Origin of the sequence: Chryseobacterium cheonjiense (assembly GCF_012927265.1) — a bacterium.
Taxonomy (GTDB): Bacteria; Bacteroidota; Bacteroidia; order Flavobacteriales; family Weeksellaceae; genus Chryseobacterium; species Chryseobacterium cheonjiense.
Genome location: NZ_JABBGF010000001.1, coordinates 1,244,081 through 1,259,245 on the forward strand (window position 1 = coordinate 1,244,081; position 15,165 = coordinate 1,259,245).

The following is a 15,165-nucleotide window of genomic DNA, read 5'->3' on the forward strand; positions in this document are numbered from 1 at the left end:
AATGACGATTGGTGATTTTGGACTACAAAATATACCAATCTGGCTACTTTTTAGAACCCGGTATTCAGGAATTTTGTATTGGTAATTGAAACCGGTTTATAAATAAAAAATCATGCAAAAAAGAAAATTAGGAAAGAGCGGATTAGAAGTTTCCGCGCTCGGCTTTGGCTGTATGGGGTTAAATTTTCTGGACGGAAAAGGACTCGACAAAAAAGAAGCTGTCATGCTGTTGCAAAGTGCTGTTGACAGAGGAATTACATTTTTTGATACTGCCGAAGCATACGGACCTTACACCAATGAAGAAATTGTTGGCGAGGCTTTACAACCTTTCAGAAAAGATGTGGTTATTGCTACAAAATTTGGCTGCAAAAATGCGAGACCGTCGGAAGGGTTAGACAGCAGGCCTTCAACGATAAGAGCAGTTACAGAGGCATCTCTGAAAAGACTGAAAACAGATTACATCGATCTTTTGTATCAGCACAGGGTAGATCCCGACGTCCCGATAGAAGAGGTCGCCGGAACAGTCAAAGATCTGATACAGGAAGGCAAGGTAAAATATTTCGGATTATCGGAAGCCGGTGCAAAAACGATAAAAAGAGCACATGCCATTCAGCCTGTTTCAGCTTTGCAAAGTGAATATTCTTTATTCTGGCGTGAGCCTGAACAGGAAATCATTCCTCTATTGGAAGAGTTAAAGATAGGCTTTGTTCCCTTCAGTCCGTTGGGAAAAGGTTTTCTTACAGGTATCATTAATACCAAATTAGAGGACGCCGACCGCCGGAATATTCTGCCTCGTTTCACTGAAGAAAATATAAAAGCTAACCTGGTTTTGGTGAAGGCACTTTCTGAAATTGCCGAAGATAAGGGAATTACCACCGGACAGCTCGCTTTAGCATGGCTTTTAGCTCAAAAGCCGTGGATAGCACCCATCCCGGGAACGACAAAATTACATCGTTTAGAAGAGAACATCGCCAGCACGGATATCGTATTGACAGCCGATGAATTAGAAAGAATCGACACCACAGTCAGTGGAATTACACTGGCCGGCGACCGTTATCCTGAGTTTTTACAAAAGCAGATTGATAAATAAAAAGCATCATGAAAAATATTGAAGGTAAAGTAGTGGCGATTACCGGCGCAAGCAGCGGAATGGGCAAAGCCATTGCTATAGATTTAGCAGAAAAAGGAGCTAAAGTTGTTTTAGGAGCAAGACGTACAGAACGATTGCAAGAGCTGGTAGAAGAGATAAAAAATAAAGGTGGGGAAGCTACCTTTATGACCATCGATGTAAAGAATAAAGCCGATTTGGTTCAGTTGGTCAATAAAGCTGTTGAACAATACGGAAAATTAGATGTAATCGTAAACAATGCAGGTATCAGTCAGTTAAGCCGTATTGACGACCAGGATATAGAAGGCTGGGAAGAGATGATCGATATCAACCTAAAAGGCGTTCTGTATGGGATGGCTGCCGCAATTTCTGTTTTCAGACAACAGCAGGCGGGGCATATCATCAATATCATTTCAACGGCAGGACTTAAGATCAGCCCCATGATGGGTGTATATGCCGGAACAAAAAATGCCATCCGTACCATCTCGGAGGCATTTCGTCAGGAATCGGACGGAAAAATACGGATTACGGGAATCTCACCGGGATTTGTGAAAACAGATTTTGCCGGCAATATCAAAAACGAAGAGATGAGGGCGGTCATTCAGGAAGATATGGATCAGATGGCTTTAGATCCTATAGCTATTGCCAACGCGGTGATGTATGCAGTTAGTCAGCCGGACGATGTTGAAGTTGGTGAAATTGTAATTCGTCCGTCAAAACAAAATTGAGTACATTCGTAAAAGAAATGCATCCACCATCTGACATCCACCATATCAGCAGTATCTCGCAATTGATGCGGCTACTGGATTTGCCTGCACCGCTGCATCCAATGATTGCACTGGTAGACTACCGGAATGTACCCATCGAAACATTTCCTAAAGAACAGAAAATAAGTCTTGATTTTTATAAAATTTCATTTAAAACAAAATTTAAGGGACAGATAAAGTATGGTCAGGGATTTTATGATTTTGAAGAAGGCGGACTGGCTTTTTTAAAGCCAAAACAGATTGTTTTTCCGCCCGTGGACAGAGAAAGCTATGAAGGAATTGCCCTTTATTTTCATCCGGACTTTATCCGTAATTATACATTAGGTAAAACAATCCACCAGTATGGCTTTTTCTCTTATGATGTTTCGGAAGCGCTGTTTCTATCGGCAAAAGAAAAGAAAATTATGGCCGGTCTGTTTGCTTCAATAGCGGATGAGCTCAAAAACAATATCGACCTTTTCAGCCAGGATGTTCTGGTATCACAATTAGAGTTACTTCTCAATTACAGTAATCGTTTTTACAATCGTCAATTTATTACAAGAAAGTCCATCAATCACGAGGTTATAAGTTCTTTAGATCAGCTTCTAAATGCCTATTTTGATGGAGGAGACAGTCTGAAAAATGGCTTGCCTACAGTTAAGTATATAAGTTCGGAATTAAAACTTTCGCAGCGTTATTTGAGTGATATGCTGCGTTTCTTGACGGGACTCAATACACAACAGTATATTCAGAATGCTGTCATAGAAAAGGCTAAAGAAAAATTATCAGCAACCGATCTTTCTGTTTCGGAGATTGCGTATGAATTGGGCTTTGAGCACTCGCAATCATTCAGCAAGCTTTTTAAAGTAAAGACCAATGTATCACCTTTGGAATTCAGAAACTCGTTTAACTAGTAATTTTAAGAGGGAATGGAGATATTTATAGCTCCATTCTCTTTTTCTTAATACTACATAAAAGCAGGATCATTTAAATAACAGATAACCAGATTAGGGATAAGATATTTATACAATTTGAGCACTTTTTTTATTTTTCTTCTCGTCACCTGTCTTTGAGCAGCATCCATGATCTTTTTTAAACAGATCTCCTTTGAGGTGCCATATAAATTGGCGTATTCTGCGGCGATGATTTTAATAATCTCGGGATCATTAGTAATTCTGGCAAAATTATTCAGTCTCTTATTCAGGTCAATTGAACTGTAGAAGTTCATTCTGTTGAGATCTACCAGGTAAATTGAATAACTATCGTCCTCCTTACGGATCAGGAAATTATTTGGAGAATTATCGAGAAACTGAATTCCGTCATTATGCAGGCGGAACATAAGCAATGTATATTCTTTTATAATCTTTTCACGGTCGGCAAAAGAGTGGTCACCGAAAACACTGTCCAGGGTCCGTACATCTTCCATCTGTTCGCTGATGTAGTAGCTGGACGTAAGTCCTATGAAATCGTGGTTTTCTATATAAGCAACGGGTCGGGGAGTATGATAATTCTTTTCAATAAGCATGTGTGCGTATTCAAATGAACGCCGTGCTTTAGATTTCCGGTAAAATTTATAGACATGCCTGTTTATTATATTATGTTGTTTGAAAGATTTAAAATTGAGATGAATCCCTTCAAACCTGAAAAACTTAATCACATTTCGGGAGCCGTTACCAATTAATGTCCCTTCGTTTTTAAACTTTTTCAAAGTCGATAGGATGTCATCTTTATATAGTGATAAACCTTCAGCAAAAATCAATTTCATATCATATTTTTTAAATTATATAATTCTATCCTATGGTTGTACGCAGTAAATTCATGATGTCTTCGTTCGTTGTCTGTTGCGTATTTACCGAGAAGCTCTTTGGATTATAAGGCTTGTAGAGATTTTCATCGGTTACCATAAACAAGCCGACCGTCGGTGTTCCGCTTGCACTGGCAAGATGCATGACTCCGTTATCCGCCGCAATAAATACTGCAGTATTGGCTATAAAGCCTCCCATTTCCCTGATATCCTTGCTGTAGAAATGAGGGATGGCAAAATTTAGTTTGGATATATTTTCAACAGGCAAAAGCTCTACGATATTATAATCAGGAAATGTTTCTTTCAATATATTGTAGAAATCAGACCACCATTGTTCGGAGTAGCATTTATCTCCGGTAGCATTGGTAAACAGGCAAATCGTAGGCTTGTCATTTTGTGTGATGGAAAAAAGTTTCTTTTTCCCGGCTTCTGTTTCTTTGGCATCCAGTTTAATATCCAGATTGGGAATAGTTTCATTATTTTCCGAAACTCCCAGTTCCGACAAAAATTGCCTTAAATTATAAATGCTCTGTTTTGCAGAATGCTGATAATCCTGAATCTTTTCCACATATTTTTCATCAAATTCCCCAAACATCTTGTACCTGGAATTGGCCACCAGAGTTGATATTCTTCCTGATGACGAACCGAAATTGGCATTGATAACCAGATCATATTTTCTTGTACGCAGCGAGATCCAGCCTTTCAGATATTTAAAAATATTGCTGAACGGCTTTTTGGGAAGCTGGATGATCTTATCAATATGAGTGTAATTTTTATAGATGATAGGAGTAATCTGGCCCTTAACGAAGAGGTCGATTTTACTTTCGGGAAATGTATTGCTCACTTCCTGTACCAGAGGACTGAGGAGAAGTAAGTTACCCAGACGGTGATTGGGCCTGGAAATGAGGATTTTTTTTATTTTAACATCATTTTTTTCAGATTTTTTTAAAGCGGACTTTCCAATATTTTTGGTCAGTCCTCTCATTATTGACCTCCTGAAAAGGTTAATTCCTTTTGGTATTTTCATGAAAAAAGCAGTATTTAAAACAATCCACAAGGTAATGATAAATACCGATATGATTTCCGGTCTCAACCTGGATCACGATAGTAATTACCTATAGTTAAAATAGGCATTGCAATTTTAGGACCATAAAAACAATTATTAATAATCTTCTGCTGTAACCACGGCTTTTTCCGATTCCAGAACATGGGAGAGGTTAAATCTGAATTGATTAAGTGCCAACAGGCTTTCAAGATGTATTTCACGGTAAAGATTATCCGGGTTTGGGATATCCCATAATCCGCTGTGATGCCATGTTTCAGGGAAATCCCAGTCGGGCCGGTCGATGATCGGATAAATACAGCATCCGTATAAAGGAATACCGCTTTTGATGATGGTAATACATTCTTCACCGATCATTTTAAGCCACGAATATCTTTTATGTTCCGGAATGCTGGTTTCTGAAATTACAACAGGTTTTTCATATCGCAGGTACACCTCTTTTACAAGAGAGTTCAGGCTTCTCCAGAGCGGATTTGGAGGATCACAATCCCAGTCAATACACTGTTGATCATGAATTGTCCACTGGTTGTTAAAATAAAAATTAACACCAATCAGATCCAGATATTCTTCTTTTCCCCGGAGTTCAGGGCATATTTTCCCGCTTAATATATCAAGTACCTGAAACTGTTCCTGATGTCTTTTCCAGGCTTCCGAACATAAATCTGTATCCGTCTGATCCGGTGCTGAAATATGAATAAGCGGTTCTGTAACCATAATTCTTACCGACTGATCTATTTCCTTCATCATTTCGATACCTTCTATATAAGCTTTCATCAGCATATATTTCACTTCCCATCCCTGATTGATACAATATGGACTGGTTCCTTTCACTTCACCGCCCAGCCAGGACAAAAAACTGACTTCATTGATTGGGGTAATAATAAGTTCTCCATACGGAACAAGACTTCTGTATTTTTTTACAAATGCTCTGCACAGATGGGCAAAACGGCGCGCAAACATAGGGTGTAAAGGCGTGAGATCATCAGGAAAACCAAAATGACAGATATCCCAGACCACCTGAATATCATGTTTATGAGCATGAATGATAATTTCTTCTACCTGGCTCCAGTCGTACACAAAAGGCTTTTTTTCTACATGGCTCCACCGGATTCCTTCCCGCACGGTGGTAATGGATATTTCGCGGAGTCTGGCATAATCTTCATTAATAAACCGGTCATGTCCCGTTAATGAAATAAGATCAATTCTTTCCCCGAAGGCATTTTGATGGTCTGCACATTCAAAACCTCCCATAATAAAAGAACGGAAGGGATTTTCGGACATTGATCTATTGATTATCATTCTCGTTTTCTTTTGAAATTTTACGAAACAGCGCTAACGACTGAGCAACCACCTGATCCATATTGTAATATTTATAAGTTCCCAGACGTCCGGTAAAATATACATCCGGCGTTTCATCCGCAAGTTTTTTATATTGGTTATACACCTCCTGATTTTCCTTTCTCGGAATAGGATAATAAGGATCTCCCTCACCCGTAGGATATTCATAAACAATGGCTGTTTTCAAATGCTGCTGACCGGTAAGATGTTTAAATTCAGTAATTCTGGTGTATAGATTCGAGGTAGGATAATTAATCGTACCGCTTGTCTGATACTTATGCTGATCAAGTGTTTCAAACCGGAAATCAATGGAGCGGTAGGGCAGTTTACCAAAACGGAAATCAAAATAGCTGTCAATAGGTCCTGTAAAGATCAGCTTCTTATGCGGAATCATATCAACGATATCTTTATAATTCGTATTCAGCATAATATGAATATTGGGATGTGACAGCATTTTTCTGAACATCTCGGTATAACTGTTTTTAGGCATTGCCTGGAAGATATCCGTAAAATAACGGTCATCACTGTTGGTTCTTGTGGGAACCCTTGCCGTAACCGAAGCATCAAGATCCGAAGGGTCAAGGTCCCATTGTTTTTTGGTATATCCCCTGAAGAACTTTTCGTACAACTCTTTTCCCACCGCATTGATCACGACATCTTCCGAGGTCAGAACCGGTTTTCTGGCTTCAGCTTTAGATGCCAGAAACTCTTTTACTTCAGAGGAAGAAAGATTGCTTCCATAAAGTTTATTAATGGTTGTAAGATTAATGGGAATGGGAACAAGCTGTCCGTCTACGCTTGCTAAAACACGATGCTCATAAGGCCGCCACTCGGTAAACCGGGAGAGGTATTTAAAAACCTCTTCAGAATTTGTGTGGAAAATGTGAGGTCCGTATTTATGAATCATAATTCCTTCCTCATTATAATAATCATAAGCATTGCCCCCTATATGATCTCTTTTGTCTACAATAAGGATTTTTTTCCCCTGGTCCGCAAGGCGTTCGGCAAGCACAGATCCGGCAAACCCGCAGCCAATAATCAGAAAATCATACATGAATCCCGTTTTTTTCTTTAACTTTATTTATCAATAACCTCATTTTATCATAGGTGTTGTCCCATGAATCATCGGCAAGAAATTCATCTACTTTCAACAGCCATTCTGTGCGCGAGTCCTTTTGAAGTTCCTCTTCTCCGGAAGCTATAAAAGCCTCTGCATTTTTGGCAATGTAAACAAGGTTCTCTTCACCGTAAGTTCTTACAATATCTTTAATAGGGCTGGAAATCACGGGAAGACCTGCCGAAAGATATTCAGGAGTTTTTGTAGGGCTGATAAATTCTGTGGATTCATTAATGGCAAATAAAACCAACGCGATATCCCAATGGCTGATATAGCCGGGAAGCTCTTCATATTTTTTAGGGCCTAAATAATGGATATTTTCTGCCTGTGGAAGTTCTGCAGGATCAATTTTTACCACCGGTCCTATGATAACGAAATGCCAGTCTGGCTTTTTTTGAGAAACTTCCCTCAGTAAAGCCGTATCAAACCTTTCATCAATTACCCCAAAGAAACCGAACCTTGGATGCGGAATATGTTTTTGATCCGGATGGTCCGTTACATGATAGCGTGCCTGCTCGAAATGTTTTTTATCAATGCTGCTCGGAAAAGGATGAATGTTGTGATGACGGTCTTTTTTGGCTTCATAAAGCGAAACACCGCCGGTAAAAACAATGTCGGCTTTACGGAAGAGCTCTTCCTCATATTCCAGTAACTGAGGCGGAGCAAACCGGAATGCCGACAGCTCGTCCATAGAATCATAGATTGTAATTTTAGGAGTCAGATGCGAAGTATATTCCAAAGCCATAGGCGTATAATACCAGCACAGATATTCCCGGATGTTATGATCTCTGAGGAAGTTATTGATCTGTTTAGCCATACGTCTTTTAAAATCAGCTTGATGATCTTCCAAATAAATAACAACAACTGAAACGCCGTTTTGTTGGGTCAATTCATAAGAATCGGGACCAATCTTGGGTTCTTCAAAATAAAAAACGTTATACTGTTTTGCGAAACGGGTAAGCAGATGTTGCGGTCGCTGAAATACGAAATTCCACCGGAGGTGGCTGAAGCATAGAATATTTTGCATTAGGTGTGATATTAAGTAATCATAAAACTACAGTTTAAATAATAGCAGATTCATGACCCGGGTCATAAATAAAGTAGTTTCTTTTCTAATTTTATACGGCCGAGAAAGCTTTTGACTAAACTCAGTTTTAAATAAAAATATCTTTAAATCTAATTAAAATGATACCCGTTAATATATTACCATTTTTCACACTCTTTAATTCGGAATGGCAAAAAGGTAATGAGGATATACTGATAAAGGGACTGGCGAATACCAAGTCCCCTGATCATACTGCCGATTATTTTGTCAGCTTCAGTAATGTTAAATTCGGAATGTAAATTACTTCACTTTATCAGCTCAAAAGTCTGCATTTAATTTAGCAGCTACCATAATGTGCGGACTGAAACACAGCAATTCCCGGTCTTTTTCGGTAATCTGAATCAATCTGAGAAGCTGGCTGCGTTTCACCGGATCTGCCCAGCTTTCAAAAAAACTGCCATCAAGCCAGGCCAGGCCCTCTACGGGAACCATCTCAATCGTCTCAAAACCGGCAAGGCTAAATTCTGTAAGTAATTCTGAAGGACGGTGGTAAAATCCTGCTGGCAGCATAAACGGAAATTCGGACGGAGGTTCATGAATACCCGAAGATAGTTCTTCAGTGCACATTGCCAAAATATCATGGTGATAAATAAGACCACTGTGAAGAGCAGCAACCGCAGATGCTGAATGGGTAATGGCAAAACCCAAAATTATCCCGTCTTTTTTCAGTTTACGCCCAGCTTCACGAAGTGCAGCGATCCGTTCATCCTCATGTTGTAAATGATACAGAGGACCGTGCATAATGATCAGATCCTGGCTTGCATCATCCAGGGCAAGATGGCGTGCTTCTCCCTGAATACATCTGAAAAAGTTTTTTCCGGAACGCTTTTTAGCCTGATTGATATGCTTTTTTACCGGATCAATTAGCGTAACATCATGGCCTAAACCGGCCAGCCACTGAGCATAATGTCCCGGGCCACCGCCGATATCGGCAATTTTAGCTGATGGAGTAAGATATCGGCTGATTAATATTTTATTGCGTTCGAATTCAAGAGGTCCCAAACCTGTGGAAAGTCTCAATTCTTCCTGACTTTGTGTATAGAATTGATCTATAGATGAATCTATAAATTTCATAATTGTTTCATTAAAATTAATAATAAGAGTAATGAGCCGGCTTAGAATAAGCTGGCTGAAACGCAAGGATGCGCCTGTACGATATTTATGAAACAATTTTAATGAACCAAAGATAAAAAATTATTGCCGATTATAATTATTGGTCATAAAATGAATAAAATTGACTGACAGGTAAGGACAGGATGCTCCGGATGCTCAAAAACTATATTTTTATTTTCGTTTATTAGCAAAACAAAACCGGTTATGACATTTCAAAACATATCAAAGCTTCTATTTTCTCTTTATTTTCTCTTTTTCTTTTCCGGATTAAAAAGTCAGGACAAATTTCCGGACGGAACTCCTATCCCAAAATGGTTTAAAGAAAATAAACCCACCGACATCAACAAATTGGGTAAGAAATACATCATTACCGATAACGGATTAAAAAATGACAGCACCATCCTTCAGACAAAAGAATTTCAGGCTCTTATTGATGATGCAGCCAATAATGGAGGCGGTGTCATTATCGTTCCCAAAGGAACTTTTTTGATCAGCTCGGTTTTCTTTAAACAGGGAACGCATCTATATCTGGAAAGTGGGGCAAAGCTAAAAGGCAGTGACGATATCAACGATTTTCCTGTGGTTACAACAAGAATGGAAGGGCAGACGGTAAAGTATTTTCCGGCTCTTATTAATGCAGATGGGCTGGATGGGTTTACCATTTCAGGAAAAGGAACTCTTGACGGAAACGGACTGAGATTCTGGAAATCCTTCTGGAAAAGACGCGAATGGAATCCCAAATGCACCAATATGGATGAAATGAGACCAAGAATTATCTACGTTTCCAATTCAAAAAATATTCAGATTGAAGGAATTACCGTAAAAAATTCACCTTTCTGGAGTACGCACTACTATAAATCTCATTTTGTTAAATTATTAAATCTTACCATTTTAGCGCCAAAAGAACCGGTAAAAGCACCCAGTTCAGATGCGGTTGATATTGATGCCTGTACCAATTTCTTAATTAAAAACTGTTACATGTCAGTGAATGACGATGCTATTGCTCTAAAAGGAGGAAAAGGCCCAAAAGCTGATTTAGACCCAAACAACGGTGAAAACAGAAATATTTTAATTGAAGACAATACGTTCGGATTCTGCCATTCGGTTTTAACCTGCGGAAGTGAATCGATTCATAATTACAACGTGCTTCTGCGTAACTCTGTGGTGAAAGATCCTTCAAGATTACTGCATTTGAAAATGCGTCCCGACACGCCTCAACATTATGAATACATTACTTTGGATAATATCAAAGGAAATGTAAAAACATTCTTATATGTAAAAGGCTGGAGCCAGTTTTTTGATCTTAAAGGTGAAGAAAAACCGAGAAAAGGATTAGCCAATAATATTACATTAAAAAATATTGACATCACCTGCGAAACCGCTTTTTCTGTTGAAAAATCAGATTTATTTGAGCTGAAGGATTTCACTTTTGAAAACCTGAAAATTAAAGCGCTGAAGCCTGAAGAGCAGAATTTAGTTAATATTAAAAATTTGAAGCAAACCAAAGTAAGTGTTACCAAAATTACTTCTCTGAACCAGACTTACGATAAAAAAGACGATTCCGATATTTCCGCAAAATGACAGTTTTCTCCAAAATATTCTTTCTTTTATGTGCTTGTTCACAACTCCTGTATTCCCAATCTAAGGAAGTCCGATTCCTGAGCGGAACAGATGCGGAACACACCAAAGAATGGGATTTTTGGGTAAATTCAGGAAGAAAATCAGGGAACTGGAACAAAATTCAGGTGCCGTCACATTGGGAACAGCAAGGCTTCGGATCGTATAATTACGGTCGGGATTATGTAACGTACAGCAGGAATTTTAAATTTCATGACGAAACAGGCTTATATAAGCACAAATTCACTATTCCCAATTCATGGAAGGGGAAAGATATCAACATTGTTTTTGAAGGTTCAATGACCGATACCGAAGTAAAAATCAACGGACAGGTTGCAGGACCTGTTCATCAGGGCGCTTTTTATGAATTTAAATATGATATTTCAGACAAATTAAATTTCGGAAAAGAGAATGTTTTAGAAGTCAAAGTTTCCAAAATGTCGGCTGACAAATCCGTTAATAATGCAGAGCGTTTGGCAGATTACTGGATTTTGGGTGGGATTTTCCGACCGGTTTATTTGGAAGCAAATCCTAAAGAACATATTTCGCGAACGGCCATTGATGCCAAAGCAGACGGGACTTTCCATTCGAATATTTATTTAAATGAAATTAATTCTGCCAACAATCTGAAGGTCGAAATTTTCGATGTTAAAAATAATTTAGTTGGTGAATCTCAGATTCAGATACAAAAAGGTGATACCTTAAAACAGATTCAGTTTTCTGTTAAAAATCCAAAACTTTGGACAGCCGAAACCCCCAATTTGTACAAAGCAAAATTCAGTTTAAATAAAAACAGAAAAAATATCTTCCATACCGAAGAAAAATTCGGTTTCCGAACGATTGAAATCCGAAAAGGTGACGGAATTTTTATCAATGGAACCAAAGTTAAAATGAAAGGCATCAACCGTCATGTTTGGTGCCCGGAAACGGGTAGGGCAGTTACGGAAAACATCGATTTAATGGACGTTCTGCTTATCAAGGAAATGAATATGAACGCCGTTCGCTGCTCTCATTATCCACCGAATAAATCATTTTTAAAGATTTGCGATTCGCTTGGTTTATATGTTTTGGATGAATTGGCAGGGTGGCAAAAAAAATACAGCACAGAAGTTGGAAAAAAACTTGTGAAAGAAATGGTGGTGAGAGATGCAAACCATCCTTCCATTATTTTTTGGAGCAACGGAAACGAAGGCGGACATAATTTTGATCTCGACTCAGAATTTGCAAAATACGACTTGTCAAACCGTCCTGTAATTCACGCCCATCACAAGCCCGGAAATACTTTCAACGGTATCGACTGCAATCATTACGAAGATTATTACAGCACCCAAAAAATTCTTGAAGGTGAAAATATTTATATGCCAACTGAATTTCTTCACGCTCAGGACGATGGTGGCGGCGGAACTTCTTTAGCCGATTATTGGGAGCTTCACTGGAATTCCAAAAAAGGAGCAGGCGGATTTCTTTGGGCTTTCGTGGATGAAGGTTTGGTACGGACAGATTTTAATAACCAGATTGATGTGAACGCCATCAACGCTCCCGACGGCGTTTTAGGTCCGCATCGCGAGAAAGAAGGAAGTTTTTACGCCATCCGTGAAATTTACAGCCCTATAAAAATTGATTTGAAATCGTTGCCTAATGATTTTAACGGAATTATTCCAGTTGAAAACCGCTATCATTTTACGAATTTAAAAGACTGTCATTTTGAATGGAAATTAGTCAATTTCAAAACACCATTTTCTTCTGAATCAGGATTTGATATTGTTAAAACAGGAAAAATGCAATCGCCGGATATTCAGCCAACTGGAAAAGGAAATATCAATCTGAACTTACCTTCAGACTGGAAAGAAAGTGAAGGGTTGTTATTAACGGCAACTGATGCTTTCGGGAAAGAAATTTACACCTGGACCTGGAAAATCAAATCTAATAATGAAATTTCAAGACAGCTTTCAAATCTATTAATTAAAACAAATCCTGTTTCTATCGTTGAGAATGATTCGTTATTTATTTTAAAATCAGACGAGAAAGAATTTGCCATCGGAAAAAAAGATGGTTTACTGAAATCAGTCATTATTGATAAAAAAGGTAAAAAAATGTCTTTTAAGAACGGGCCTGTTTTCGTGAACGGAACAATGGAATTATCATCGATAAAATCCTTTGCGGAAGGTCAAAATCAACTGATTGAAGTAAAGTATAAAAACGGAAATAAAATTATCTGGAAACTGAATCCGAACGGAATTCTGGAATTGAACTATGAATATTCTTTGAACGGCAATTATCCGTTTTCGGGAGTAAGTTTCGATGAACCTGAAAACTATATTATCAGTGCAAAATGGCTCGGGAAAGGACCATATCATGTTTGGAAAAACCGGTTGCAGGGACAGACTTACAATGTTTGGCAGAATTTGAAAAACTTAACCAGAACCGGACAATCACCGTGGGTTTATCCTGAATTTAAAGGCTATTTCGATGATGTTTCGTGGTTACAATTAGATACATCGGAAGGGAAAATTACGGTTGGAACCAAGGAAGAAAAAATGTTCGTGAGACTTTTTAATTTTTACGGAATTTATGGAGCAGAAGGCTATCCGAAATTGCCAACAGGGAATATTTCATTCCTCGATGCAATCCCACCGTTGGGAACGGTTCTAGCGTTTAATATTAACGATAAAACAGAATCTTTGGGCCCGGAAAGTGAAACGAATCATCTGAACGGAACATTTAAAAGAACATTGTATTTCTATTTTGGATTGCCGGATTTAGGTGATGAAAATAAACAGTTTACCATGCCGAAAGAAAATATTTTAACAGATTAAAATGAAAAGCCCAATTCTTTTTTTTATATATTTTATCTGTTCGTTGATGTTTGCCCAACAGACAGCTTTCAAATTTGATTTTGGTGGGAAGAGGATCGAAAGCGGATTTATTCCTGTTACTTCAACTTCAAAATTTGATAAAAAAACAGGCTACGGATTTATGGATATTTCCGGTTTAAAATCTGTTGATAACGGTGGTAATGCTCTGACAGGAGACTTTATCACAAGCGACAAACCTTTCTATTTTTCTGTGGTTCTTCCTGAAGGAAATTATGATATTCAACTGAATTTAGGTGATACAAAAGGAATTTCTGAAACAACAGTTCGGGTTGAAAACCGTCGACTGATGATGAATGAAGTCAAAACAAAAGAAGGCGAAATTGTGGAAAAAACAATTACGGTTCACATAAAAGACAGCATTATCAGAAATCAAAAGGGACAAAATATAGGAATTGTAAAACTAAAACCGAGAGAAAGAAAATACCTGCATTGGGACAATTTGCTGACGATTGAATTTAATGATAACGCTCCGAAAGTTTGTTCGGTCATTATCCAGCCCAATAAAACGGCGAAAACGATTTATTTAACTGGTGATTCAACAGTTGTTGATGCGCAGTATGAACCGTGGGCGTCGTGGGGACAGATGTTGCCGTACTTTTTTATTCCGAATGAAGTGGTAATTGCCAATTATGCGGAAAGCGGAGAAACCTTAAAGGCATTTGAAGACCGTCATCGAATCGATAAAATCTGGACTCAGATAAAGCCCGGCGATTACTTGTTTATCCAGTTCGGACACAACGACCAGAAATATGGAAACAGCGAAAAATCAGGTTACAGAAAACGTTTGAAAGATTGGATTTTGAAAGCCAAAGAATTAGAAGCAACTCCTGTTTTAGTTACCTCAATGAATCGCAGAGTTTTTGATGAAAACAATAAAATAATCAACACGCTGGATGATTTTCCTGATGCGATGAGGGAAATTGCAAAAGAAGAAAAAGTAGATTTAATTGATTTGAATGCATTAAGCAAAACTTTATTTGAAGCGATGGGACCGGAAGCGGCCAAGAAAGCTTTTGTCTACTATCCGGCGAATTCTTACCCGAACCAGCCGACAGCTTTAGCCGACGACACGCATTTCAATACTTACGGAGCGTACGAACTGGCAAAATGTGTTGTAAAATCAATCGTTGAACAAAACTTACCTTTGAAGAAATATATTTCAAAAAATTATAAAAATTTTAATCCCAATAAACCCGATGATGACGAAAAATTCCACTGGCCGGAATCTGTTTTTATGGAATCTTTAAAACCTGATGGGAATTGATTGCAAAAACACTA

12 protein-coding genes are annotated in these 15,165 nt (G+C 38.4%); 6 read left to right on the forward strand and 6 right to left on the reverse strand.

The genetic code is table 11. From position 1 onward, the window contains the following. The first annotated feature begins 112 nt into the window (after window positions 1–112). The 3 genes from HHL20_RS05765 to HHL20_RS05775 are packed head-to-tail and all read left to right on the forward strand — an operon-like array spanning window position 113 to window position 2,768. Complete coding sequence (locus tag HHL20_RS05765; protein WP_169230211.1) at window positions 113–1,090, forward strand: aldo/keto reductase; 978 nt, start codon at window positions 113–115, stop codon at window positions 1,088–1,090. Window positions 1,091–1,098: 8 nt separating this feature from the next. Continuing rightward, window positions 1,099–1,836 carry an SDR family oxidoreductase gene (locus HHL20_RS05770; RefSeq protein WP_169230212.1) on the forward strand — a complete coding sequence of 246 codons (738 nt, stop codon included), beginning with the start codon at window positions 1,099–1,101 and terminating at the stop codon, window positions 1,834–1,836. Then, on the forward strand, window positions 1,833–2,768 hold the full coding sequence (locus HHL20_RS05775; protein WP_317165961.1) for a helix-turn-helix domain-containing protein: 936 nt from the start codon (window positions 1,833–1,835) through the stop codon (window positions 2,766–2,768). The genes HHL20_RS05770 and HHL20_RS05775 overlap by 4 nt, the downstream gene beginning before the upstream one ends. A gap of 53 nt (window positions 2,769–2,821) precedes the next feature. On the opposite strand, the gene HHL20_RS05780 is transcribed toward HHL20_RS05775, so the two are convergent. The 6 genes from HHL20_RS05780 to HHL20_RS05805 form a co-directional block, all read right to left on the reverse strand. Then, complete coding sequence (locus tag HHL20_RS05780; RefSeq protein WP_169230213.1) at window positions 2,822–3,619, reverse strand: lipopolysaccharide kinase InaA family protein; 798 nt, start codon at window positions 3,617–3,619, stop codon at window positions 2,822–2,824. Between the two features lie 25 nt (window positions 3,620–3,644). Continuing rightward, window positions 3,645–4,685 carry a glycosyltransferase family 9 protein gene (locus HHL20_RS05785; RefSeq protein WP_169230214.1) on the reverse strand — a complete coding sequence of 347 codons (1,041 nt, stop codon included), beginning with the start codon at window positions 4,683–4,685 and terminating at the stop codon, window positions 3,645–3,647. A gap of 135 nt (window positions 4,686–4,820) precedes the next feature. Then, the gene (locus tag HHL20_RS05790; protein ID WP_228463104.1) at window positions 4,821–6,020 is read right to left on the reverse strand and encodes a hypothetical protein; all 1,200 of its coding nucleotides are present in this window, start codon (window positions 6,018–6,020) and stop codon (window positions 4,821–4,823) included. After that, window positions 6,007–7,113, reverse strand: coding sequence for a UDP-galactopyranose mutase (gene glf / locus HHL20_RS05795; RefSeq protein ID WP_169230215.1), 1,107 nt, complete (start codon window positions 7,111–7,113; stop codon window positions 6,007–6,009). The genes HHL20_RS05790 and glf overlap by 14 nt, the downstream gene beginning before the upstream one ends. Continuing rightward, window positions 7,106–8,203 (reverse strand): glycosyltransferase family 1 protein, encoded by a 1,098-nt coding sequence (locus HHL20_RS05800; RefSeq protein WP_169230216.1) that lies wholly within the window; start codon window positions 8,201–8,203, stop codon window positions 7,106–7,108. The genes glf and HHL20_RS05800 overlap by 8 nt, the downstream gene beginning before the upstream one ends. A 336-nt stretch (window positions 8,204–8,539) precedes the next feature. After that, on the reverse strand, window positions 8,540–9,355 hold the full coding sequence (locus tag HHL20_RS05805; RefSeq protein WP_169230217.1) for a class I SAM-dependent methyltransferase: 816 nt from the start codon (window positions 9,353–9,355) through the stop codon (window positions 8,540–8,542). Window positions 9,356–9,598: 243 nt separating this feature from the next. Here HHL20_RS05805 and HHL20_RS05810 point away from each other — a divergent pair, with 243 nt between their 5' ends. The 3 genes from HHL20_RS05810 to HHL20_RS05820 are packed head-to-tail and all read left to right on the forward strand — an operon-like array spanning window position 9,599 to window position 15,151. Next, complete coding sequence (locus HHL20_RS05810) at window positions 9,599–10,975, forward strand: rhamnogalacturonidase (protein WP_169230218.1); 1,377 nt, start codon at window positions 9,599–9,601, stop codon at window positions 10,973–10,975. Next, window positions 10,972–13,827 carry a glycoside hydrolase family 2 protein gene (locus HHL20_RS05815; protein ID WP_169230219.1) on the forward strand — a complete coding sequence of 952 codons (2,856 nt, stop codon included), beginning with the start codon at window positions 10,972–10,974 and terminating at the stop codon, window positions 13,825–13,827. The genes HHL20_RS05810 and HHL20_RS05815 overlap by 4 nt, the downstream gene beginning before the upstream one ends. Before the next feature lies 1 nt (window position 13,828). Next, window positions 13,829–15,151, forward strand: a complete 1,323-nt coding sequence (locus HHL20_RS05820) for a rhamnogalacturonan acetylesterase (protein WP_169230220.1) — start codon at window positions 13,829–13,831, stop codon at window positions 15,149–15,151. Window positions 15,152–15,165 lie beyond the last annotated feature (14 nt).